Annotated in this window: 22 protein-coding genes; 9 read left to right on the top strand and 13 right to left on the bottom strand. The window is 70.4% G+C overall.

Annotated elements, in window-relative coordinates; all coding sequences use genetic code 11:
• Positions 1-3: 3 nt before the first annotated feature.
• The 4 genes from AC1DW3_RS14675 to AC1DW3_RS14660 form a co-directional block, all read right to left on the bottom strand.
• The gene (locus AC1DW3_RS14675) at positions 4-1,380 is read right to left on the bottom strand and encodes an efflux transporter outer membrane subunit (RefSeq protein WP_477932115.1); all 1,377 of its coding nucleotides are present in this window, start codon (positions 1,378-1,380) and stop codon (positions 4-6) included.
• Positions 1,377-4,532, bottom strand: a complete 3,156-nt coding sequence (locus AC1DW3_RS14670) for an efflux RND transporter permease subunit (protein ID WP_477932113.1) — start codon at positions 4,530-4,532, stop codon at positions 1,377-1,379. The genes AC1DW3_RS14675 and AC1DW3_RS14670 overlap by 4 nt, the downstream gene beginning before the upstream one ends.
• A gap of 6 nt (positions 4,533-4,538) precedes the next feature.
• Complete coding sequence (locus AC1DW3_RS14665; protein WP_477932111.1) at positions 4,539-5,750, bottom strand: efflux RND transporter periplasmic adaptor subunit; 1,212 nt, start codon at positions 5,748-5,750, stop codon at positions 4,539-4,541.
• A gap of 390 nt (positions 5,751-6,140) precedes the next feature.
• Positions 6,141-7,373: a multifunctional CCA addition/repair protein gene (locus AC1DW3_RS14660; RefSeq protein ID WP_477932109.1), complete on the bottom strand. Its 1,233-nt coding sequence runs from the start codon at positions 7,371-7,373 to the stop codon at positions 6,141-6,143.
• A 107-nt stretch (positions 7,374-7,480) separates the two neighbouring features.
• Between AC1DW3_RS14660 and fghA the strand changes: the two genes are divergently transcribed.
• From fghA to AC1DW3_RS14630, 6 genes are all read left to right on the top strand, one after another.
• On the top strand, positions 7,481-8,308 hold the full coding sequence (gene fghA / locus AC1DW3_RS14655; protein ID WP_477932107.1) for an S-formylglutathione hydrolase: 828 nt from the start codon (positions 7,481-7,483) through the stop codon (positions 8,306-8,308).
• Between the two features lie 102 nt (positions 8,309-8,410).
• Positions 8,411-9,760, top strand: a complete 1,350-nt coding sequence (locus tag AC1DW3_RS14650) for a dicarboxylate/amino acid:cation symporter (protein ID WP_477932105.1) — start codon at positions 8,411-8,413, stop codon at positions 9,758-9,760.
• Positions 9,761-9,791: 31 nt separating this feature from the next.
• On the top strand, positions 9,792-10,397 hold the full coding sequence (locus AC1DW3_RS14645; RefSeq protein WP_477932103.1) for a TetR/AcrR family transcriptional regulator: 606 nt from the start codon (positions 9,792-9,794) through the stop codon (positions 10,395-10,397).
• Between the two features lie 70 nt (positions 10,398-10,467).
• Entirely contained in the window at positions 10,468-11,361 is an 894-nt protein-coding gene (locus AC1DW3_RS14640) for an alpha/beta hydrolase (RefSeq protein ID WP_477932101.1), read from the top strand.
• A 22-nt stretch (positions 11,362-11,383) separates the two neighbouring features.
• Entirely contained in the window at positions 11,384-13,261 is a 1,878-nt protein-coding gene (locus AC1DW3_RS14635) for an ATP-binding cassette domain-containing protein (RefSeq protein ID WP_477932099.1), read from the top strand.
• A complete protein-coding gene (locus AC1DW3_RS14630) occupies positions 13,258-13,638 on the top strand; it encodes a hypothetical protein (protein WP_477932097.1) in 381 nt (126 codons plus the stop codon). The genes AC1DW3_RS14635 and AC1DW3_RS14630 overlap by 4 nt, the downstream gene beginning before the upstream one ends.
• Here AC1DW3_RS14630 and AC1DW3_RS14625 read toward each other — a convergent pair.
• The 9 genes from AC1DW3_RS14625 to AC1DW3_RS14585 form a co-directional block, all read right to left on the bottom strand.
• Positions 13,635-14,243, bottom strand: a complete 609-nt coding sequence (locus AC1DW3_RS14625) for a response regulator (protein ID WP_477932095.1) — start codon at positions 14,241-14,243, stop codon at positions 13,635-13,637. The genes AC1DW3_RS14630 and AC1DW3_RS14625 overlap by 4 nt on opposite strands.
• A 112-nt stretch (positions 14,244-14,355) precedes the next feature.
• Positions 14,356-14,718 carry a DUF6916 family protein gene (locus AC1DW3_RS14620; protein ID WP_477932093.1) on the bottom strand — a complete coding sequence of 121 codons (363 nt, stop codon included), beginning with the start codon at positions 14,716-14,718 and terminating at the stop codon, positions 14,356-14,358.
• Positions 14,715-15,194: a GNAT family N-acetyltransferase gene (locus AC1DW3_RS14615; RefSeq protein ID WP_477932092.1), complete on the bottom strand. Its 480-nt coding sequence runs from the start codon at positions 15,192-15,194 to the stop codon at positions 14,715-14,717. Before AC1DW3_RS14615 ends, AC1DW3_RS14620 begins: the two co-directional genes overlap by 4 nt.
• Positions 15,194-15,712, bottom strand: a complete 519-nt coding sequence (locus tag AC1DW3_RS14610; RefSeq protein ID WP_477932090.1) for a phage tail protein — start codon at positions 15,710-15,712, stop codon at positions 15,194-15,196. The genes AC1DW3_RS14615 and AC1DW3_RS14610 overlap by 1 nt, the downstream gene beginning before the upstream one ends.
• A 10-nt stretch (positions 15,713-15,722) precedes the next feature.
• Positions 15,723-16,238, bottom strand: coding sequence for a phage tail protein (locus tag AC1DW3_RS14605; protein WP_477932088.1), 516 nt, complete (start codon positions 16,236-16,238; stop codon positions 15,723-15,725).
• A gap of 9 nt (positions 16,239-16,247) precedes the next feature.
• Entirely contained in the window at positions 16,248-16,757 is a 510-nt protein-coding gene (locus AC1DW3_RS14600) for a phage tail protein (protein WP_477932086.1), read from the bottom strand.
• A 9-nt stretch (positions 16,758-16,766) separates the two neighbouring features.
• Positions 16,767-17,066 carry a DUF6916 family protein gene (locus tag AC1DW3_RS14595; RefSeq protein WP_477932084.1) on the bottom strand — a complete coding sequence of 100 codons (300 nt, stop codon included), beginning with the start codon at positions 17,064-17,066 and terminating at the stop codon, positions 16,767-16,769.
• Positions 17,059-17,742 carry a hypothetical protein gene (locus AC1DW3_RS14590; protein ID WP_477932082.1) on the bottom strand — a complete coding sequence of 228 codons (684 nt, stop codon included), beginning with the start codon at positions 17,740-17,742 and terminating at the stop codon, positions 17,059-17,061. Before AC1DW3_RS14590 ends, AC1DW3_RS14595 begins: the two co-directional genes overlap by 8 nt.
• A gap of 89 nt (positions 17,743-17,831) precedes the next feature.
• Positions 17,832-19,277, bottom strand: a complete 1,446-nt coding sequence (locus AC1DW3_RS14585; protein WP_477932080.1) for an aminotransferase-like domain-containing protein — start codon at positions 19,275-19,277, stop codon at positions 17,832-17,834.
• Positions 19,278-19,350: 73 nt separating this feature from the next.
• On the opposite strand from AC1DW3_RS14585, the gene AC1DW3_RS14580 reads away from it, so the two are divergent.
• From AC1DW3_RS14580 to AC1DW3_RS14570, 3 genes are read left to right on the top strand one after another with little or no spacing between them, the layout of a single operon-like run.
• Positions 19,351-20,268 carry a DMT family transporter gene (locus AC1DW3_RS14580; RefSeq protein ID WP_477932078.1) on the top strand — a complete coding sequence of 306 codons (918 nt, stop codon included), beginning with the start codon at positions 19,351-19,353 and terminating at the stop codon, positions 20,266-20,268.
• Between the two features lie 12 nt (positions 20,269-20,280).
• Complete coding sequence (locus AC1DW3_RS14575) at positions 20,281-20,577, top strand: DUF2917 domain-containing protein (RefSeq protein ID WP_477932076.1); 297 nt, start codon at positions 20,281-20,283, stop codon at positions 20,575-20,577.
• Entirely contained in the window at positions 20,574-21,269 is a 696-nt protein-coding gene (locus tag AC1DW3_RS14570; RefSeq protein ID WP_477932074.1) for an aspartate/glutamate racemase family protein, read from the top strand. The genes AC1DW3_RS14575 and AC1DW3_RS14570 overlap by 4 nt, the downstream gene beginning before the upstream one ends.

Below are 21,269 nucleotides of genomic sequence, written 5' to 3'. Positions count from 1 at the left end.
GCCTCAGCCTCCGCCGCCGAGCGCCCGGTAGAGCGCGACGAGGTTCTGGGCGCGCTGGCTCTGCACCTGCACCAGCGTCTGCTGGGCCGCGAACAGCGAGCGCTGAGCGTCCAGCCGGTCCAGGGCGCTGGAGACACCGGCCGTGTAGCGCTGCTCGGCCGCGTTCAGGCGGCGCGTCTCGGCTTCCACCTGGGCAGCCAGTGCGGCGCGCTGTTCAGCCAGCGTGGCGCGGCCCGCGAGGCCGTCGGCGACCTCGCGGAAGGCCGTCTGGATGGCCTTCTCGTACTGGGCCAGCGCAATGTCCCGCGACGCACGCGCACCGGCCAGGTTGGCGCGGTTGCGGCCGGCGTCGAAGAGGGGCTGGATCAGCTGCGGCGCAAAGCTCCAGGCCGAGTTCTTGAACAGGTCGGACAGATGACCGCTGGCCGTGCCGACGCTGCCGGTCAGCGTGATGCGCGGCCAGAAGGCGGCGCGGGCGGCGTCGATGTTGGCGTCCGTTGCGCCGAGCTGGAACTCGGCCTGGCGGATGTCGGGCCGGCGCGTCAGCACCTCGCTGGGCACCCCGGCGGGCAGTTCGGCCAGGGGCTCGAAGTCCGCCAGGTCGCCGGTGGGCGCGGGCAGGTCGGCCGGCAGCGGGCCGCCGATCAGCAGGGCCAGCGCGTTCTCGTCCAGCGCGCGCTGGCGCTGGGCCTGGGCCAGCACGGCGCGGGCCGCCTGCCAGGAGGACTCGGCCGAGCGCAGGTCCAACTCGCCTGACACGCCGCCTTCGAAGCGCTGGCGGGTCAGCGACAGCGACTGCTCGCGCGTGGCGAGGGCGTCGCGCGTGATCTTCAGCAGGGCCTCGTCGGCCTGCAGCGCGATCTCGGCATTGGCGACGCTCGCCACCAGCGCCGTGCGCACCGCCTGCTGGTTGGACTGTGCCGCCAGCACCTGCGCGGCGGCCGCGGCGCTCAGACCACGCAGGCGGCCGAACAGGTCCAGCTCATAGGCCGAGACCTGCAGGCCGGCCTGGTAGACGCTGTTGATGCCGCCAGCCGCCGTCGGCGTGCGCGAGCCACTGAGGCCGGCGTTGACGGTGGGCCAGAGGTCGGCATCGCGCGCCGAAGCGGTGGCGCGGGCGCTCTCGATGTTGAGCACCGCCACGCGCAGGTCGCGGTTGTTGGCCAGGGCCAGCGGGATGAGCTTTTGCAGCCGCGCGCCCTTGAAGGCCTGGGCCCAGGGCAGCTCGGTGGCGGCCGTCGCGCCAGGGCCACCGGCCTGCGGAAAGGCTTGCGGCACGGCGGCGGCCGCGGCTTCCGAGGCAACCGGGCGCTTGGGCTCGGGGCCGGCGCAGGCGGCCAGCAGCGCCGCGAGGGCGATCAGCGAGAGAGACGTCTTCATGCCTGGCCTCCCGTGTCATCTTCCGCCTCGTGGGCATCGCGCTTTCTCTGGCGCTCGCTGCCCGGGAAGAAGCGGCGCACGACGACGAAGAACACCGGCACGAAGAACACGGCCAGCGCCGTGGCCGACAGCATGCCGCCCAGCACACCCGTGCCGATGGCACGCTGGCTGGCCGAGCCGGCACCGCTGGCGAGCACCAGTGGCAGCACGCCCAGCATGAAGGCCAGCGACGTCATGATGATGGGACGGAAGCGCAGGTGCGCCGCCTCGCGCACCGCATCGAAGGCGCTCCTGCCGTGGGCCTGCAGGTCCTTGGCGAACTCGATGATGAGCACCGCGTTCTTGGCCGACAGGCCGATGATGGTGATCATGCCCACCTTGAAGTAGACGTCGTTCTCCAGCCCGCGGAAGGTGGCGCCCAGTACCACGCCCAGCACGCCCAGCGGCACGACCAGGATGACGGCGAGCGGGATGCTCCAGCTCTCGTACAGCGCGGCCAGGCACAGGAAGACGGCCAGCAGCGAGAAGCCGAACAGGATGAAGGCGGTGGAGCCCGAGAGCTTCTCCTCGCGCGACTGGCCGGTCCACTCGTAGCCGAAGCCGTCGGGCAGCGTGGCGGCGATCTTCTCCATCTCGGCGATGGCCACGCCCGTGGACACGCCCTTGGCCGGCTCGCCCAGGATGCGCATGGCCGAATAGCCGTTGTAGCGCACCGTCTGCATCGCACCGGTGACCCACTTGCTGGTCGAGAAGGCGCTCAGAGGCACCGGCTGGCCGGCGCTGTTGAGGACGTTGAGCCGGCCGAGATCCTCAGGCTGCATGCGTGCGGGCGCGTCGGCCTGCACGATGACGCGCTGCAGGCGGCCGGTGTTGGGGAAGTCGTTCACATAGGAGGAGCCGAGCGACGTGCCCAGCACCGCATTGACGGCGCCGATGTTCACGCCCAGCGCCTGGGCACGGTCGCGGTCGATGCTGAGCTCCAGCTGCGCGGCGTCTTCCAGGCCATCAGGCCGAACGGCGGCCAGCAGCGGGTTCTTGGCCGCGGCACCCAGCAGCTGGTTGCGGGCGGCCAGCAGTTCGGCGCGCGTGTGGCCGCTGCGATCCTGCAGGCGGAAGGCGAAGCCGTTGGCGCGGCCGAGGTCGCGGATGGGCGGCGGGCTGGTCGGGAAGATGATGGCGTCGCGCACCTTGCTCAGCGCCCCGAAGGCGCGGGCGGCCAGGCCCTGCGCGGAGTGCTCGGCGCCGTGGCGCTCGTCCCAGGGCTTGAGCGTGACGAAGGCCAGGCCCGCGTTCTGCCCTGCGCCCGAGAAGCTGAAGCCGACGACGCCGACCATGCTCTCCACCTCGGGCTGCTTGAGCATGTAGGTCTCGACCTGCTTCACCACGTCCAGCGTGCGGGCCTGCGTGGCGCCCGGCGGCAACTGGATGTTGACGAGGATGTTGCCCTGGTCTTCATTGGGCACGAAGGAGGTGGGCAGCTTCTGGAACACCAGCACGGCCGCCGCGATGACAGCCGCGTAGACCACGGCCATGCGCGCACCGCGGTAGATGAACTTGGACACCCAGCCCTCATAGCCTTTGGCCGTGCGCGAGAAGCTGCGGTTGAACCAGCCGAAGAAGCCGCGCTTCTCCAGGTGGTGGCCGGCCTCGACGGGCTTGAGCAGCGTGGCGCACAGCGCCGGCGTCAGCGACAGCGCCAGGAAGGCCGAGAAGGCGATGGAGCTGACCATCACCGCCGAGAACTGGCGGTAGATGTTGCCGATGGAGCCGCTGAAGAAGGCCAGCGGCACGAACACCGAGATCAGCACCACGGTCACGCCGACGATTGCGCCGGAGATCTGCCCCATGGCCTTGCGCGTGGCCTTGAGGGGCGACAGCCCCTCCTCGCTCATGACGCGCTCGACGTTCTCCACCACGACGATGGCGTCGTCCACCACGATGCCGATCACCAGCACCATGCCGAACATCGTCAGCACGTTGATGGAGAAGCCCAGGGCCAGCAGCGTGGCGAAGCTGCCCAGCAGCGCGATGGGCACGACCAGCGTCGGGATGATGGTGTAGCGGATGTTCTGCAGGAACAGGAACATCACCAGGAACACCAGCGCCACGGCCTCCACCAGCGTCTCGACGACCTGGGAGATGGAGATGTCGATGAACAGCGAGCTGTCGTAGGGGATGCTGGCCTTCACGCCGGCAGGGAAGTAGGGCTCCAGTTGCTTCAGGCGCTGCTTGATGAGCTTGGCCGTCTGCAGCGCGTTGGCCGACGGCGCGAGCTGCACGCCCACGCCGGCCGACGGGTTGCCGTTCAGCCGCGTCGAGCGGCCGGTGTAGCTGTCGGCGCCCAGCTCGATGCGGGCCACGTCCTTGAGCCGCACGGTGGAGCCGTCGGCGTTGGCGCGCAGCACGATGTTGCCGAACTGCTCGACGTTGGTGAGCTGGCCGCGCACGACGACCGTGGCCGCGACCGTCTGGCCGGGCAGATTGGGCAGGTCGCCGATGGAGCCGGAGCTGACCTGGGCGTTCTGGGCCTGGATGGCCGCGTTGACGTCCGACGGCGCGAGGCGGAAGCCGACCAGCTTGGCCGGGTCCAGCCAGATGCGCATGGCGCGCTCGGTGCCGAACAGCAGGCCCTGGCCCACGCCGGGCACGCGCTGGATCTCGGGCAGCACGGTGCGCGAGGCGTAGTCACCCAGCGCGATGGGGTCGAAGGCCGGGTTGCTGCTCGACAGGATGATGAAGAGCAGGAAGTTGGGGTTGGCCTTGTCGACGCGCACGCCCTGCTGGATGACGGCCTGGGGCAGGCGCGGCTGGGCGCGGGCGTAGCGGTTCTGCACGTCCACCTGGGCCAGGTCGGGGCTGGTGGCCGGGTCGAAGCTCATCGTGATGGAGCCGGTGCCGTCGGCTTGCGCCACGGCTTCCATGTAGATGAGGCCGGGTGAGCCGTTCATCTCGCGTTCGATGACGCTGATGACCGAGTCCTCCAGCGTCTGGGCCGACGCGCCGGGGTAGCTGACCGACAGCACGATGGACGGCGGTGCCACCGGCGGGTATTGCGCGATCGGCAGCTGCGTGACCGCAACGATGCCGATGACCGTGATGAACAGCGCGATGACCCACGCGAAGATGGGTCGGTTGATGAAGAACTGCGCCATGTGGGGTCAGGCCTTCGAGGCGGCGGAAGCAGGGGCCGCAGCAGGAGCAACCGGGGCCGAGCCCGCGGGCGACCATGGCACCGGGCGGGCCTTGCCGCCGGCCTTGGCCTTCTGCAGGCCGTCCACGATGACCTTCTCGCCGGCCTTCAGGCCGCTCAGCACCAGCGCGTTGCCGCCCTGGGCCGGGCCCAGCTTGACGGGCCGCGCGCTGACGCTGCCGTCGTCGGCCACCACCAGCACCGTCTCGCCGGTCGCGCCGCGCGCCACCGCTTGTGCCGGCAGCCAGACGGCGTCGGCCACCTCGGCCTGGGCCAGGCGCACGCGCACATACAGGCCCGGCAGCAGCAGGCCCTTGGGGTTGGGCAGTTCGGCGCGCAGCGTGATCTGGCCGGTGGCGGCGTCGACGCTGAGGTCGGAGAACAGCAGCTTGCCGGCCTGCGGGTAGACGCTGCCGTCTTCCATCAGCACCTGCACTTTGGCGGTCTCGCCGCCGCCGGCGCGCTGCAGCTTGCCGTCCGCCAGGGCCTGGCGCAGTCGCATGACCTCGGCGGCCGACTGCGTGAAGTTCACATAGAGCTTGTCGATCTGCTGCACGATGGCCAGCGGCGTGGCTTCGCCCTGGCCGACCAGCGCGCCTTCGGTGACCAGGGCGCGACCGATGCGGCCCGAGATGGGCGAGGTGACGGCGGCATAGCCCAGGTTGATCTGCGCCGTCTGCACGGCGGCCTTGCCGGCGGCGACGTCCGCCTTGGCTTGCCCAGCGGCAGCCTGGGCGCTCAGCGCTTCCTGCTGGCTGACGGCCTGGGTCTTGGCCAGGGGCGCATAGCGGTCGGCGAGGGCCTGGGCCTGGGTGAGGTTGGCCTCGGCGCGTGCGAGCTGGGCCTGGGCGCTGGACAGCGTGGCGCGGTAGGGCGCCGCGTCGATCTCGAACAGGGCCTGGCCGGCCTTCACGTCCGAGCCTTCGGTGAAGAGGCGCTTTTGCAGGATGCCGGCCGCACGGGCACGCACCTGGGCGACGCGGAAAGCCTCCAGCCGACCGGGCAKTTCGGCGGCCAGATCGGCCCGGCCAGGAGCGACGGTGACGACGCCCACCTCAGGCGGCGGGGGCGCGGCCGCTGCGGGCTTGTTATCGCCTCCGCTGCAACCACTCAGACCCAGCCCAGCGCCCAGCGCCACCAAGACACCCAGCCGAGCGCTGCTACCCCATGCCAACTTCATCATTGCGTCCTGTTCGACTTGCTTCTCGACGGCCCGCCCCGGGCGCCAATGTTGGCGGGCGGAGCAAAACCAGCAACTTTAGCCATGCAATCGCTTTCATGCCGGTGAAGCAACGCAAAGCCCTGGCGAGAGCCTGCCCGGCAGCGGGCGTGGCCCGCGCCGGGGCGAGTTGCGGGGCCAGGCAAGGCACCAGCGAGGCGTGGGTCGGGCACCCACAACGAGCTGGTAACGCCGCATGGTCCCGCAAATCACCCCGGCCCTGCGGGTTGAGCCTGGCAAGGGCGCATGCGGCGTTGCTCGTCGTTGCGGGCGCGAGCCCGCGGCCTCCTCGCGCCTTGCCTGCGCCCTTGCCAGGCTCAACGCGGGTCACGCCCGCTGCCGGGCAGGCTCCTAGACCGTCGCGTTGAGCGCCGCCAACCGCGCACGCTGCACGGCGCGACCGATGTCGGGCCCCTTGGCGCCGCGCGCGATGGCCTCGGCGCTGGCGGCGGCAAGGTCGACCTTCAGCGTCGCGGCCAGGTCGGCCAGCAGGCGCTCGCGCTGCGGGTAATCGCGGTCTTCCAGCCCGAGGCGGCCGCGGGCGTCGCACTCGCAGGCCCACAGCATTTCGGCAAAGCGGTCGGGCCGGCGCCAGGCGTCGCAGCGCTCCAGCAGGCGCAGCCGCGCCTCGGCGCTGAAGCCCTGACTCTGGTGCACATGCGTGTGCTCGCGCGCGACCAACTCGGCCAGCTCGCGGCAGTCGGTCGGCACCTTCCAGCGCGCGCTCACGCCGCGGGCGAGCTTCTCGCTGCGCACCTCGTGGGCGATGTGGCGCGGCAGTTCCTCCTTGCGTGTCGTGCCCTTGCCGAGGTCGTGGCAGAGGCAGGCATAGCGCACCGTCAGCGGCGCCTGCAGGCGGGCGCACTGGTCCAGCACCATCAGCAGGTGGATGCCGGTGTCGACCTCAGGGTGGTGGGCCTCGGGCTGGGGCACGCCGAACAGCGCTTCGACCTCGGGCAGCAGCTTCTGCAGCGCGCCGGCCTCGCGCAGCACCTCGAACATGCGCGACGGCTTGTTCTCCATCAGGCCGCGCGACAGCTCCTGCCAGACGCGCTCGGCCACCAGCGCATCCACCTCGCCGGCGGCAACCATGGCGCGCATCAGCTCGACGGTTTCGGGCGCGACGCTGAAGTCGGCGAAGCGCGCCGCGAAGCGGGCCAGCCGCAGGATGCGCACCGGGTCTTCGGCAAAGGCGGGCGACACATGGCGCAGCACCTTGGCGGCGATGTCGCGCTGGCCGTCATAGGGGTCGATGAGCTGGCCCTGCTCGTCCTGCGCCATCGCATTGATGGTCAGGTCGCGGCGCGCCAGGTCCTGCTCCAGCGTGACGTCGGGCGCGGCGTGGAAGGCGAAGCCGTGATAGCCCGCGGCCGTCTTGCGCTCGGTGCGGGCCAACGCCACTTCCTCGTGGGTCCGGGGGTGCAGGAAGACGGGGAAGTCCTTGCCGACGGCCTGGTAGCCGGCGTCCAGCAAGTCCTTGGGCGACGCACCGACGACGACCCAGTCATGGTCCTGCACCGGCAGGCCCAGCAGGCGGTCGCGCACGGCGCCGCCGACGAGATAGGTCTGGAAGGTCTTGGACATCGCCCGCATTCTGCGGCCACACTTCAGGGCATGAAGCCCCCACGTCAACTCCGTTTCCTGCCCCCCGAGGGGGCGTCAGTGCCCTACGGGCGGCCGGGCGGGCACTGATGAAGACCCTCAGTGAACACGGCGCTTTTGGTGGCACGCAGCGCTTCCACCAGCACGACTCGACCGAGATCGGCCTGCCGATGCGCTTCGCCCTCTTCACGCCACCCGAGCCGCGGGCGCTGCTGGTCTATCTGGCCGGCCTGACCTGCACGGAAGAGACCTTCACGATGAAGGCCGGCGCCCAGGCCGTGGCGGCCGAGCTGGGCCTGGCCCTGCTGATGCCCGACACCAGCCCGCGCGGCGCCGGTGTGCCGGGTGAGAGCGATGCCTGGGACTTCGGCGTCGGCGCGGGCTTCTATCTCGATGCGACGCGTGAGCCCTGGGCGAAGCATTGGCGCATGGAAAGCTGGCTGATGAAGGAACTGCTGCCGCTGGTGCAGGCCGAGACGGGGCTGGACCGCGTCGGCATCTTCGGCCACTCCATGGGTGGCCATGGCGCGCTGACGCTGGCCCTGCGCCACCCCGGCCGCTTCGCCTCGCTGTCGGCCTTTGCGCCCATCTGCGCACCCATGCAGTGCCCCTGGGGCCAGAAGGCCTTCAGCGGCTATCTCGGCGACGACCGTGCGGCCTGGGCCGCCCATGACGCCAGCGAGCTGATGCGGGCCCAGGCCAGCGCGCCCTATCCCGGCGGCATCCTCATCGACCAAGGCCTCAATGACAAATTCCTGGCCGAGCAGTTGCACCCCGAGGCCTTCGAGGCCGCCTGCGCCGCGGTCGGCCAGCCCCTGACGCTGCGCCGCCAGGCCGACTACGACCACGGCTATTACTTCATCGCCAGCTTCGTCGACGACCATCTGCACCACCACGCCGGCCAGCTGCTCCCCTAACTTCTTTGCAATTCATGTGGGAAGCCACAGTCCCCGCCGCGGGCCTTCGCACCTAAGCTGCCGCCAAAGCCGGTTCCGCTCGAAGAACTGATGGAGACACGCATGCAAGCCACCGCCACCGGGCGCCCGCCCATCTATCGGTCCCTCTACGCCCAGGTCATCACGGCCATCGTCATCGGCGTCGTCGTGGGCCACTTCTGGCCGCAGACGGGCGAGGCCTTGAAGCCGCTGGGCGACGGCTTCATCAAGCTGATCAAGATGATCATCGCGCCCATCATCTTCTGCACCGTGGTGGTGGGCATCGCGGGCATGGAGGACATGAAGCGCGTCGGCAAGACCGGCGGCTATGCGCTGCTGTACTTCGAGATCGTGTCGACCATCGCCCTCATCGTCGGCCTCATCGTCGTCAATGTGCTGCAGCCCGGCGAGGGCATGCATGTGGACCCCAAGACGCTGGACACCAAGGGCATCGCCGCCTACACCGGCCCGGGCAAGCTGCAGGGCACGGTGGACTTCCTGCTGGCCATCATCCCGACCACGGTGGTGGACGCCTTCGCCAAGGGCGAGATGCTGCAGGTGCTGCTGTTCTCGCTGCTGTTCGGTTTCGCGCTGCACCGCTTCGGTGGGCGCGGCACGCTGGTGTTCGACGGCATCGAGAAGACCTCGCATGTGCTGTTCGCCATCGTCGGCATGATCATGAAGGTCGCCCCCATCGGTGCCTTCGGCGCGATGGCCTTCACCATCGGCAAGTACGGCGTCGGCTCGCTGATCTCGCTGGCCAAGCTGATGGGCACCTTCTATGCCACCTGCCTGATCTTCATCTTCATCGTGCTGGGCACCATCGCCAGGCTGCACGGCTTCTCGGTGTGGAAGTTCATCAAGTACATCAAGGAAGAGCTCTTCATCGTGCTGGGCACCTCGTCCAGCGAGTCGGTGCTGCCGCGCATGATGGCCAAGCTCGAGAACCTGGGCGTGCGCAAGTCCACCGTCGGCCTCGTCATCCCGACCGGCTATTCCTTCAACCTCGACGGCACCTCCATCTACCTGACGATGGCGGCCGTCTTCATCGCCCAGGCGACCGACACGCCGATGACGCTGACCCAGCAGCTGACGCTGCTCGGCGTGCTGCTGCTGACCAGCAAGGGCGCGGCCGGCGTGACCGGCAGCGGCTTCATCGTGCTGGCAGCCACSCTGTCGGCGGTGGGCGGCGTGCCGGTGGCGGGGCTGGCGCTGATCCTGGGCATCGACCGCTTCATGTCCGAGGCGCGGGCACTGACCAATCTGATCGGCAATGGCGTTGCCACCGTCGTCGTTGGCAAGTGGACGGGCGACCTCGACTCAGCGCGCATGCAGGCGGTGCTGAACAACGAGACGCCAGCCCAGGCCGACGAACCCGAGGAGGTGCTGGACGCCGTGGACCAGCACATGCCCAATAACCCGACGCCCCGATAGGTATTTGGCACGACCGTGCTAAATTGCGGGCATGGAAACCCGCAGCGAACGCGCTGAAACCACGCTGGCCGCCATCGTCAGCGCGGCGCTGGACATGGCCGTCACCGAGGGCCTGGAGAGCATCAGCATCGGCGAGCTGGCCAAGCGACTGGAGCTGTCCAAGAGCGGCGTGTTCTCCCGCGTCGGCTCGCGCGAGCAGTTGCAGGTGGCGGTGCTGCTGGAGTTCGACAAGCGCTTTGTGCAGACCGTCTTCCTGCCCGCCATGGGCGAGGCGCGCGGCCTGCCGCGGCTGCAGGCCGTCATGCGCCGCTGGCTGCTCTGGGCCAGCGACGTCGACCGCCACAAGACCTGCCTCTACACAGCCGGCGCCTTCGAGTACGACGACCGCGAAGGCCCGGTGCGCGAGCACCTGCTGGACGGCGTGCTGCGCTGGCGCGCCACGCTGCGCCGCACGGTGCTGCAAGCGATGGAGGCCGGCCATCTGCGCGCCGACCTCGACGCCGAGCAGATGGTGTTCGAGATGGACGCCATCTTCACCATCCTGCTGCACGACGCCCGCTTCCTGCGCGATCCGCGTGCCGGTGAGCGCGCGGAGCGTGCCTGGCAGCGCCTGCTGAACGACTGCCTCCCTGACTGATTGAACCCATGCCCGCTGACTTTTTTCGCTTGCCTTTTCGTCGCACGGTCGTGCGAAATACGGAGCCTGTATGACCACCTCGCACAACCCTGCCGCCGCCTTCTACGCGTCGCCCACCGCCCGCGGCATCGCGGCGCTGCTGCGCGGCCTGCACCGCCTGTCGCCCGACCTCGGCACGCGCGTCGCGCTCAGCCTCTTCTTCACGCCCATGCCGACCAAATGGCTGGCCCGCTCGCGCGACGTGCCGCGGCCTTGGGTGGAGCGCCAGCTGCCTTTCGAGGGCGGCCATATCAGCGTCTGGCAGCGCAACGACATCGAGGCCGGCCGGCCCAAGGTGCTGCTGACCCATGGCTGGGCCGGTGACGCCCAGCAACTGCGGCCGCTGGCCGACACGTTGGCGGCGGCTGGCTTCGAGCCCCTGCTGCTGGACCTGCCGGCGCACGGGCGCAGCAGCGGCTGGCGCAGCAATCTGCTGCAGTGGGTGAGGGCGCTGTTTGCCGTCACGGCGCGTTTCGGCCCCTGGGACGGCGTCGTCGCGCATTCCCTGGGTGCATTGGCGATGTCGCATGCGCTGGCCCGCGGCCTGCCGGTGCGACGTGCGGCGCTGGTCGCGCTGGCGCCGGCACCGGCGCAGTTCCTGCGCTGGTTCGCCCAGGCCATGGGCACCGGGGAGGGCCTGGCCTTGCGCATGCGCGGCCAGGTCGAGCAGCGCGAGGGCGTGTCGCTTGGCCTTTTCGAGCCCGCCTGGCTGGGCGAGCGCGTCGGGCAGCCGACGCTGATCGTGCATGACCGCGGCGATGTGACGGCCCCCCTTGCCGGCAGCGAAACGCTGCTGGCCGGCCTGCCCGCGGGCCGCATGCACGTGACCGAGGGCCTGGGCCACCGCCGCCTGCTCAGTGACCCGGCCGTCATGCAGCAGGTGCTGGCCCACCTGTCGGCAACGCCGTCGCTGAGGGCCGTTTGAACCGCCGAGGGACAATCGAGGGATGGCAGTCCTCTCCCTCTCCAACGCCCACCTCGCTTTCGGCCACGTCGCCCTGCTCGACGGTGCCGGCTTTTCTCTCGAAGTCGGCGAACGCGTCGGCCTCATCGGCCGCAACGGCACCGGCAAGTCCTCGCTGCTGAAGATCCTCGCCGGGCTCGAGAAGCTCGATGACGGCCTGCTGCAGCAGCAACAAGGCCTGACCAACGTCTATGTGCCCCAGGAGCCCGAGCTGCGCGGCGACGCGACCATCTTCGACGTCATCAGCGAGGGCGTGGCCGAGCACAAGGCGCTGCGCGAGCGCTACGAGATCCACGACGAGAACGACGACCTGGCCTGGGTGCAGGAGCGCATCGAGCACATCGGCGCCTGGAACTGGGAGCAGCGCGTCGAAGAGACCCTGCACCGCCTGGGCCTGGACGGCTCGCGCCTGGTGAGCACCTTGTCCGGCGGCCTGAAGAAGCGCGTCGCGCTGGGCCGTGCGCTGGTGGCACAGCCCGATGTGCTGCTGCTGGACGAGCCGACCAACCACCTGGACCTGGACGCCATCACCTGGCTGGAAGGCCTGCTGAACGACTTCAAGGGCTCGCTGCTGCTGATCACCCACGATCGCGCCTTCCTGGACAACGTGGCCAACCGCATCGTCGAACTGGATCGCGGCCAGCTGCGCGGCTACCCCGGCAACTACGCCGCCTTCCAGGCCGCCAAGGCCTATGAGCTGGAGAACGAGGCGCTGTTCAACGCCCGCTTCGACAAGCTGCTGGCGCAGGAGGAAGTCTGGATCCGCAAGGGCGTGGAGGCACGCCGCACGCGCTCGGTCGCGCGCATCCAGCGCCTGGAGGCCATGCGCCTGGCGCACGCCGCGCGGCGCGACGTGCAGGGCAAGGTCAGGCTGGACATCGACACCGGTGGCGCCAGCGGCAAGATCGTCGCCGAGCTGGAGGACGTGTCCAAGAGCTATGGCGAGCGCGCCATCGTGCGCGGCTTCACGTCCACCATCCTGCGCGGCGACAAGGTCGGCCTCATCGGGCCCAACGGCGCCGGCAAGACGACGCTGCTGAAGATGATCCTCGGCGAACTGGCGCCCGACAGCGGCACGGTGCGCCTGGGCTCGCGGATGAGCGTGGCCTACTTCGACCAGATGCGCGACACGCTGAATCTCGACGCGACGCTGGCCGACACCATCAGCCCCGGGTCGGAGTGGATCGAGATCGGCTCGCAGAAGAAGCATGTGAAGAGCTATCTGGGCGACTTCCTGTTCTCGCCGGCCCGGGCCAACTCGCCGGTGCGCACCCTCTCCGGCGGCGAGCGCAACCGCCTGCTGCTGGCCCGCCTGTTCGCCCGCCCGGCCAACGTGCTGGTGCTGGACGAGCCCACCAACGACCTCGACATCGAGACGCTGGAGCTGCTGGAGGAACTGCTGGCCGACTACGACGGCACCGTCTTCCTCGTCAGCCACGACCGACGCTTCCTGGACAACGTCGTCACGTCGACCATCGTCTACGAGGGCGATGCGCGCTGGCGCGAGTACGAAGGCAGCGTGCAGGACTGGCTGACGCAGTCCCGGCGCGCAGCGTCCCTGCAGGCCCAGTCGGCGCCCAAGGCCGCCGCGGCCCCCACGCCGCCGCCCGCGCCCGAGCCGGCCCCGGTCGTCGCGACCAAGCGCAAGCTCAGCTACAAGGAGCAGCGCGAGCTGGACGAGCTCCCCAAGCAGATCGCCGCATTGGAGGCCGAGCAGAAGCAGTTGAACGCGCTGATCGCTGGCAGCGAGCTGTACACGCAAGGTGCGACCCGCATCGCCGAAGTGACGGACCGCGCGGCCGACATCGACGCCGAGCTGCTGACGCTGATGGAGCGTTGGGAAGTGCTGGAGGCAAAGTGAACGCCCTGAACCAGGAGTGGCTGGCCCTGCAGTCCCAGCACGAGCGCTACGAGGCTCTGGCCCTGGGCGTGAAGCTGGTGGCGTTTGCGGCCACCGTCCTTGTTCCCGACAACACGCTGGCCTTGGCGCTGCTGGCCCTGCTGTGGCTGCAGGAAGGCGTACTCAAGACCTTCCAGGGTCGGCTGGGCGATCGCCTGCTCGCCGTCGAGGCAGGGCTGAAGGCGGGCGAGGGCGTGGTGGCGATGCAGCTGCACAGCGACTGGCTCGCCAGCCGGCCGCGTGGCGCGGGCTTGGTGACGCAGTACCTGAAGAGCGCGCTGCGCCCGACGGTCGCTTTACCTTATCCGTTGCTGATGGCGCTGGTGGTCGTCGTCTAGGCGGGCTGCAGCTTGTCGAGGGTCACGAGGCTGCTCTGGCCCTTGAGCTGAACGACCGTCTCGCCATGGCGGTGCACGACGTACTGGGCCACGTGAACGGCGCCGTTGAAGCGCACCTTGTCGCCGGGCTTGATGACGGGTTGAGGCGGGATCACCGGCAGCACGGGGCGCGCAGCCGGCTTGGCCGCGCGCATCACATCGCGCACCTGGCCATGCAGGCCGGGCGAGCGCTTGGCCAGGGCGTCGAGCGAGCGCGTCATCTCGGCCCGGAGCTGCTCGGCCGTGAAGGGCTTCTTCAGCAGGAAGTCGGCACCATGGGCCTGAGCCTCGAGTTCATGCTCGGGCGTCACCTCGAAGCTCAGCAGCGACAGATGCAGCGAGGGCCGCACCTCGCGCAGGCGCTGGTAGAGCTGGATGCCGCTGAGCGGCGCCTTGGCAAACCAGTCGGTGATCAGGAAATGAGGCTTGAAGAGCAGGCCCTGGGCCAGGGCGGCCTCGGTGTCGGCGCAGCACAGGATGCTGTCGGCGGCGAAGCCGCGGCTTTGAAGCAGCTGCCGCGCAAAGGTCTGTACGCCGGCCAGGGGATCTACAACGAGGAATTTCAAGGAGTCTGTCATGGCCGCCGGAGGGCCGCGGAAACGATTTCGCAGCGGCAGGATTTTGCCGCCCGCGCCGCGCCCGGCCCGTGACAAACACCCGCTCGGCGAGAACTTTTCGTCAGCCCTGCAGTCGGCAGAAATCGGCCCGCAGCCCCTGCGGTGTGCGGGCCAGGTACAGGGCCTGGGCGTCGCCGCCATCCTGGGTCAGCGTGTGGATGGCGTCGCCCACGCCGGCCGGCAGCGCGCCGGCAAAGCGCAGGCTGAACTGCTCGCCCGGCTGGCGGCTTTTCAGGGCGCTGGCAGCCCGCAGCGTGACGGCGTGGCCATCGATCTCGAAGCGCTGGCCGACATGGGCCTGCCAGCTCGCCAGCCCGGCCCGGGCGTCGAGGCTGGGGCGCACCGCGGCCAGCGCAGCCGTCGCGCCGGCGCCGGCGACGACAGCGGCCCCGCCGCTCTTCAGGAAATCGCGCTTGTTGATCACGGCAGGCACTCCTCAGGGCTGGGGGCGGGGCGTCGCATGGCCTGGTAGAGGCCCTGCAACTCGCCCTCGGCGACAAAACCCAGGCGCTCGTAGAGGCGCCGGGCGGGGTTGTGGATTTCCACCTGGATGCTCAGGGACCGGCCGGAGTCGGTCAGGGCCTGCAGGCAGCGCGTGCCGATGCCGCGGCCGCGCCAGGCCGGCAGCAGCGCGATGTCGAGGACGTGCAGGCGGTCGGTCCGGTCGTCCAGCCAGAGCCGGCCGGCCACCTCGTCCTGGACGAGGATGAGATGGCAGACCGAGGCGGGGTAGTGCAACGCATAGTGCTGCTGCTGGGCGCGGTGCTGCATGGCGACGAACTGCGCGCATTGCTCCGCAGGCCAACCCGTCAGCGCCATCTCGTCGGCGCGGGTGCCGGCATAGATGGCCAGCTGCCAGGCTTGGTCGGCAGGGGTGGCGACGCGCAGGCGGTAGTCCATCAGCTGCGCGCCGGAAAGATGCCCTGCATCGCGATGCAGAACATCAGCGCCAGATAGGGCTGGCGGTTCTCGTGCGGCTGGCCACCGCCCGCCGCGCCCACCATGCTGGCGGCCATCGGTGCCGGCGCGCCCGGCGCGCGATAGGTGCTGGCGCCATTGACGGGTGGCGCCATCATGGCGCCGCCCGGGCTGGCGGCCAGGCCGGCGCTRCCGGCCTTGAGGTCGTGGTTGTGGGCAGGCATCTCGGCCGCGGTCAGTGTCACGCTGGCCTGGCCGGTGTCCTCGGCCAGGAAGCGATCGCTCAGGCCGGGGCCCTGGCCTGGTCCCATCGCGAAACGCCCGACCAGATTGGGCAGCGCGAAAGTGGTCTTGCCGTTGCCGCCGTAGTAGGTGCCGAGCAGCGAGAACAGCGCGGTGTTCTGGCTGATGGGCAGCAACTGGCCGTCGCAACTGGCCCAGCCGACAGGGGCGAAGCTGAAGGGCAGCACGCGGATTTCGGCGACGAAGGGGTCGGACATGACGTGCTCCTCAGGCCTGTGACGGGAAGATGCCGAACAGCGCAATGATGTAGTTCAGCGCCAGCGTCGGGCCCATGTTCTGGTGGGGCTGGGAGGCGCCGCTGCTGCCAATGGCGCCGGCCGCCATGGCCGTGCTGCCGGCGCTGGTGTCGTAGCTGTTGACGGCCGTGGTGGCCAGCATCGCGCCGCCGGGGCTGCCCATGCTGGCGGCCGCCGAGCTGCCAGCCATGGCGTGGCTGTGCACGGGCATCTGGGCGAGCGTCAGCGTGACGGTCTCGCTGCCGCCAACCTCGCCGATGACGCGACTGCTCAGCCCCGGTCCCTGGCCCTGGTGCACCGGCAGGCGGCCGCGCAGATCGGGCATGGCGAAGGTCTGCTGGCCGTCGCCGCCATAGGTCGTGCCGATCAACTGGAACAGCACGTCGTTGTCGGCGATCGACAGCAACTGGCCCTGGCACAGGGCCCAGCCGACGGGTGCGAAGTTGCCGGCAAAGAGGCGGATTTCGCCGACGTAGGGAGTGGACATCGCAGTCTCCTAGTTGCGGCTCGGAAAGATGCCCTGCATCGCGATGACCCAGCTCAGCACGACATAGGGCTGCATGTTGTCGTGCGGCTGGCCGCCGCCCTTGCCGGCGATGGAGGTGGCGCCCATGACGGTGTTGCTGCCCGGGGGCGCATAGCGGTTGATGCCGCCGCGCGGCTTGGACGCCGGCACGGCACCGCCGGCGACGCTGGCGTTGGCGAGGTCGCTGGTGGCCGTCAGCGTGTGGCTGTGGGCGGGCAGCTCGGCCAGCGTCAGCGCCACGGCCTCGGCGCCGGCCCTGTCGCCGAGGTTGACGCCCGCGCCCTGGTGCAGGGGCGAGCGGCCGCGCAGGTCGGGCAGGGCGAAGGTGGTCTGGCCATTGCCGCCATAGGTCGTGCCCAGCAGCGCGAACAGGGCCTGGTTCTGGTTGATGGGCAGCAGCTGGCCATTGCACTGGGCCCAGCCCTTGGGGGTGAAGCCGAAACTCACCAGCTTGAGCTCGCCGAGGAAGGGAGTGGACATCGCGGTCTCCTAGCCGAACACGGCCTCGTAGCGCAGGGCATCGGCCGTGCGGGCCACGGGCACGAGGAAGATCTCCATGGCGTCGAGGCGCGGGTGCTCGACGCGGTAGATGCGCTGCGGCAGCGGCGGCTCGGCCGGCGCCTCGAAGGTCAGGCTGAAGGGTTGGCGGCCGTTGAAGGCCTCGCCACGGCCGGCGCGGGCTTCGATGAGCTGGGCGGGCAGCCCGGTGGCATCGTCGAGGCGCAGCGTGAAGCGGCTGCCCACCAGCGGCTCGAAGCGCGCCAGCGTGAAGGCGGCGGTTTCAGCCACGGCGGCGGCGCAGCACGGGCAGCAGGCCGCTCGCCAGCAGCAGCCAGGCGGCGGGCTCGGGGACGGCGGCGGTGACAAAGTCGATGCGGAACTCGGCGTAGTTGTCGCCCCCTCCCGCGAAGCGCTGCTTGAACTGCAGGGTGTCGAGATCGAAGCTGTAGGAGTCGGCATCGACCTTGTGCACCAGCACCGCAGGGTCGTTCGGGCTGAGCAGGCCGCTCGCGCTGGCGGGCCCCGAGGTCGCGAAGCCGTCGTAGGCATAGACCAGCACATTGGTGATGACGCGGCCCGTGAAGGCAATGCCGTCGAACTGGTAGCGCGCATGCTGACCACCACTGCCGACATAGCCCGTCGTCAGCACGCCGCCCGTGTCGTCGCCGGCGGCCACGCGCATCAGGATCATGGTGCCGGTGAAGAAGACGCGCTCGTTGTCGAGCATGAAGCCGCTGATGTCGCCCGCGCCACCCAGGTTGGTGGCCTGGACACCTTGGGCGAGGTCGGCGAAGGCTACCGTCTGCGACAGCGCGATGGCCGCCGGGCCGCCGCTCATCGTGCCGCCGGGGGCGAGCAATTGCACCGTGATGTCGCCCGCGAAATCGGCCTGGGCGGTGAGCGAGGCCAGGGTGAGGGCGACGCCGCCGAGGAGGCGGGCGAAACGGAACCGGTTGCCGAGCATGGAGTCCCCCGGGCGTTGTCAGGCGGCTCAGTGGACTCGCAGCGCCGCTCCAGCGCCAGGGGTTGCTCCCGTGAACAAGGGGGATGAACCTAGGGGGGCGCCGCCCGGCCTTGCAGGCTGTCCACGCCGGCGCGCAGCGCGCGCCAGAAGGCCGGGTCCTGCGAGGTCGCCATATTGATGCGCATCAGCGAGCCGGGCCGGCGCGTGGCGCTGAAGAGGGCGCCAGGCGCGATCAGCCAGCCGGCGTCCAGCAGCGGCTGGGCCAGTCTCTCGGTGTCGACACCGACGTCCAGCCAGCCGAACAGGCCGTCCGGCGGCGCGGCCCAGGCAAAGCCCTGCTTGGTGGCCAGCACCGAGATGCGCTGGCGCGCCGTGGCCAGGCGCTCGCGCAGGCGCTGCGCATGGCGGCGCAGCCGCCCCTGTTCCAGGCACAGCGCGACGGCACGCTCCAGCACGGGCGAGCTGGTCAGGCCGTCGAGCAGCTTGGTGTCGGTCAGCGCGCGCAGGCGCTCGGGCGCGGCGGCCAGGTAGCCCACGCGCCAGGCCGGTGTCAGCACCTTGGAGAAGCCCGACACATAGGTCACGCGGCGCAGGCCATCGAGGGCCGCCAGGCGCGGCAGATGCTCGGGCGCCAGGAAGCCGTAGCTGTCGTCCTCGACGATGAAGAAGTCGTGCTCGTCGGCCAGGCGCAGCAGCTTGTGGGCGCCGGCCAGGTTGAGGCTGTGGCCGGTCGGGTTGTGCAGTACCGACACGGTCAGGTAGGCGCGCGGCGCATGCGCGGCGGCCAGGGCACCCAGCACGTCCAGGTCCGGTCCGTGGGCCCCACGCGGCACGGGCAACAGACGGATGCCGGCCTGCGTGAGCCGCGCAAACATGATGGCCCAGCCGGGGTCGTCGACGAGGACGGCATCGCCCGGCTGCAGCTGCGTGCGGATGATGAGGTCCAGCGCGTGCGTGGCGCCATTGGTGGTCAGGATCTGCGCCGGCGCAGCGTGGATGCCGAGGTCGTGCAGGCGCTGGCCGAGGGCCGCGCGCAGGCGCTCGTCGCCGCTCGGGTCGCCATAGCTGGTCTGCACGGCCAGCGCGTCGTTCGCATTCAGGCGGCGCAGGGCGGACTGCAGCAGCGTCGGGTCCAGCCAGTCGGCCGGCAGCGTGCCCAGGCCGGGCGAGCGCGCCGCGTCGGCCTCGAACATGCCGCGGATCAGCGCGGTCGCGTCCATCGGCGCCTGGCGCGGCATGGCCGTGGCGGGCGCGCGGGGCGCGGGGGTTCGCGTCGTGGCAGGGCGACTTTCACGCACGAAGAAGCCGCGCTGGCGGCGCGCCTCGAGCAGGCCGGCGGCCTGCAGCTGGTCATAGGCGGCGACGACGGTGTGCGGGCTGACGCCGTGCTGGCGCGCGCAGTCGCGCACCGACGGCAGGCGGGCGCCCGGCAGCAGCAGGCGTTCGCGGATGCGCTGGGCATAGCGCTCGGCGAGCTGGCCGGCCAGCGGCAGGCTGGCGCCGCGCTGCAGCGGAGGGTGTGTACCGGTCGGCATGGCAATACAGATTCGTGGTCTGGTTGGCTGACTGTACTGGTTCTGTATCGGTGTCATGCCTCAGACTGGGTTCATGTCAGGGTTTTCCACGTCCACCACGGTCTCGACGACCACCTCGTCCGATGCAACGCGCGGCCTGCTGCTCGGCGGGGCCGGCGTCGTCATGTTCGCCCTCAGCATCCCGATGACGCGGCTGGCCGGCGGCAGCACCGCGGCGCCCCAGCTCGATCCGGCCTTTGTCGCCTTCGGGCGCGCCGTCGTCGCCGGGCTGCTGTCGATCGCCTACCTGTGGGCCACGGGCGCACGCCGGCCGCGTGGCGGTGAATGGCGGCTGCTGGCCTTCACGGCCGCCGGTGTCGTGTTCGGCTGGCCGCTGCTGCTGGGCTTCGCGGTCCGCCATGTGGATGCCGTGCATGCGTCCGTCGTGTCCGGCGTGTTGCCGCTGGCCACGGCCGTCATCGCGGCGCTGGTGCTGCGCCAGCGGCCGAGTGGCGGCTTCTGGATCTGCGCCTTGGCGGGCTTGGCCCTCGTCATCGGCTTTGCCGCCTGGCGCGGTGCGGGCGGCCTGGAGCTGGCGGATGGGCTGCTGCTGGGCGCCGTCGTCAGCGCGTCGGCGGGCTATGTCAGCGGCGCCAAGCTCACTCGGGAACTGACGGCCGAGCAAGTCATCTGCTGGGTGCTGGTCATCAGCCTGCCCATCACCGTGCCGCTGGCGGTGCTGACGCGACCCACCGCGCCGGTCGCGGCCTCGGCCTGGGGCGGCTTTGCCTATGTGTCGCTGGTGTCGATGTGGATAGGCTTCTTCGCCTGGTACCGCGGCCTGGCCTTGGGCGGCACGCTGCGCGTCAGCCAGGTGCAGGTGCTGCAACCCTTTTTGTCCATGCTGTTTGCCGTGCCGCTGCTGGGCGAGCGGCTGGACGCGATGACCGTCGTGTTCGCCGCCGCCGTGCTCGCGGTCGTGTGGCTGGGCAAACGGCAACCGGTTCACTGAAGGAGGCCTGCCATGAACGAACGTTTCACCACTCAACTCGTGCCCGGCCAGGCGCTGACCTTGGCCGCCATGGCCGCGCCGCGCCGCCTGGTCGTCACGAGTGGCCGGCTGTGGCTGACGGTGTCCGGTGGCACGGACGACCATTGGCTGCGCGCCGGCGAGGGTTTGACGCTGGCGGCCGGGCAGGAGGTCGTCGTCGAGGCCTGGCCGGAGGCGGCCTTCCAGTTGTTGCAGCCGGCGCCCAGGCGCAGAGTCGAGGCCAGGCCGGCACGGGGCTGGCGCATGAATCTGGCGGGGCAGGGCGCATGAAGACACTCGGCATTCTGGGCGGCATGAGCTGGGAGTCGACCCAGCACCTGTATGCGTTGATCAACCGCGGCGTCGCGGCGCGCCTGGGCGGCCTGCACAGCGCCCGGCTGGTGCTGCACAGCGTCGACTTCGCGCCCATCGCGGCCATGCAGTCGGCCGGCCAGTGGGCCGAAGCGGCACGCGTGCTGGGAGATGCCGCCGCTGGCCTGAAGCGCGCCGGCGCCGAGGCGCTGCTGATCGCGACCAACACCATGCACCTCGTCGCCACCGAGATCGAACAGGCCGCCGGCCTGCCGGTGCTGCACATCGTCGACGCGACGGCCGAGGCGCTGCGCGCCGCCGGCGTCAAGCGCGCCGGCCTGCTGGCCACGCGCTTCACGATGGAGCAGGGCTTCTATCGCGAGCGCATGTGGGAGCGCTTCGGCATCGAAGTCATCACGCCCGACGAGGCCGGCCGCAGCGAAGTGCACCGGCTGATCTACGAGGAACTGTGCCGCGGCCGCTTCGAGCCGGCCTCGCGCGAGGCCCTGCGTGGCCAGGTCGCCGCACTCGCCGACCGCGGTGCCCAGGCCGCCATCCTGGGCTGTACCGAGCTGGGCCTGCTGTTGCCGGCTGAAAGCGCTGCCGCCCTGCCGCTGTTCGACTCCACCGATTTGCAGGCCCGCGCCGCCGTCGACTGGATGCTAGGCTGA

It is taken from the genome of Roseateles sp. P2_H4 (assembly GCF_056403315.1).
This window is presented reverse-complemented; position numbering and strand designations above follow the sequence as displayed.

What these genes read in the sequence shown, in the direction of transcription:
- AC1DW3_RS14640 (WP_477932101.1), top strand. Translation starts at nt 10,468, where the DNA reads ATGACCACCTCGCACAACCCTGCCGCCGCCTTCTACGCGTCGCCCACC.
- AC1DW3_RS14675 (WP_477932115.1), bottom strand. Translation starts at nt 1,380, where the DNA reads ATGAAGACGTCTCTCTCGCTGATCGCCCTCGCGGCGCTGCTGGCCGCC.
- AC1DW3_RS14570 (WP_477932074.1), top strand. Translation starts at nt 20,574, where the DNA reads ATGAAGACACTCGGCATTCTGGGCGGCATGAGCTGGGAGTCGACCCAG.
- AC1DW3_RS14600 (WP_477932086.1), bottom strand. Translation starts at nt 16,757, where the DNA reads ATGTCCACTCCCTTCCTCGGCGAGCTCAAGCTGGTGAGTTTCGGCTTC.
- AC1DW3_RS14580 (WP_477932078.1), top strand. Translation starts at nt 19,351, where the DNA reads ATGTCAGGGTTTTCCACGTCCACCACGGTCTCGACGACCACCTCGTCC.
- AC1DW3_RS14670 (WP_477932113.1), bottom strand. Translation starts at nt 4,532, where the DNA reads ATGGCGCAGTTCTTCATCAACCGACCCATCTTCGCGTGGGTCATCGCG.
- AC1DW3_RS14585 (WP_477932080.1), bottom strand. Translation starts at nt 19,277, where the DNA reads ATGCCGACCGGTACACACCCTCCGCTGCAGCGCGGCGCCAGCCTGCCG.
- AC1DW3_RS14575 (WP_477932076.1), top strand. Translation starts at nt 20,281, where the DNA reads ATGAACGAACGTTTCACCACTCAACTCGTGCCCGGCCAGGCGCTGACC.
- AC1DW3_RS14635 (WP_477932099.1), top strand. Translation starts at nt 11,384, where the DNA reads ATGGCAGTCCTCTCCCTCTCCAACGCCCACCTCGCTTTCGGCCACGTC.
- AC1DW3_RS14645 (WP_477932103.1), top strand. Translation starts at nt 9,792, where the DNA reads ATGGAAACCCGCAGCGAACGCGCTGAAACCACGCTGGCCGCCATCGTC.
- AC1DW3_RS14615 (WP_477932092.1), bottom strand. Translation starts at nt 15,194, where the DNA reads ATGGACTACCGCCTGCGCGTCGCCACCCCTGCCGACCAAGCCTGGCAG.
- AC1DW3_RS14590 (WP_477932082.1), bottom strand. Translation starts at nt 17,742, where the DNA reads ATGCTCGGCAACCGGTTCCGTTTCGCCCGCCTCCTCGGCGGCGTCGCC.
- fghA (WP_477932107.1), top strand. Translation starts at nt 7,481, where the DNA reads ATGAAGACCCTCAGTGAACACGGCGCTTTTGGTGGCACGCAGCGCTTC.
- AC1DW3_RS14660 (WP_477932109.1), bottom strand. Translation starts at nt 7,373, where the DNA reads ATGTCCAAGACCTTCCAGACCTATCTCGTCGGCGGCGCCGTGCGCGAC.
- AC1DW3_RS14605 (WP_477932088.1), bottom strand. Translation starts at nt 16,238, where the DNA reads ATGTCCACTCCCTACGTCGGCGAAATCCGCCTCTTTGCCGGCAACTTC.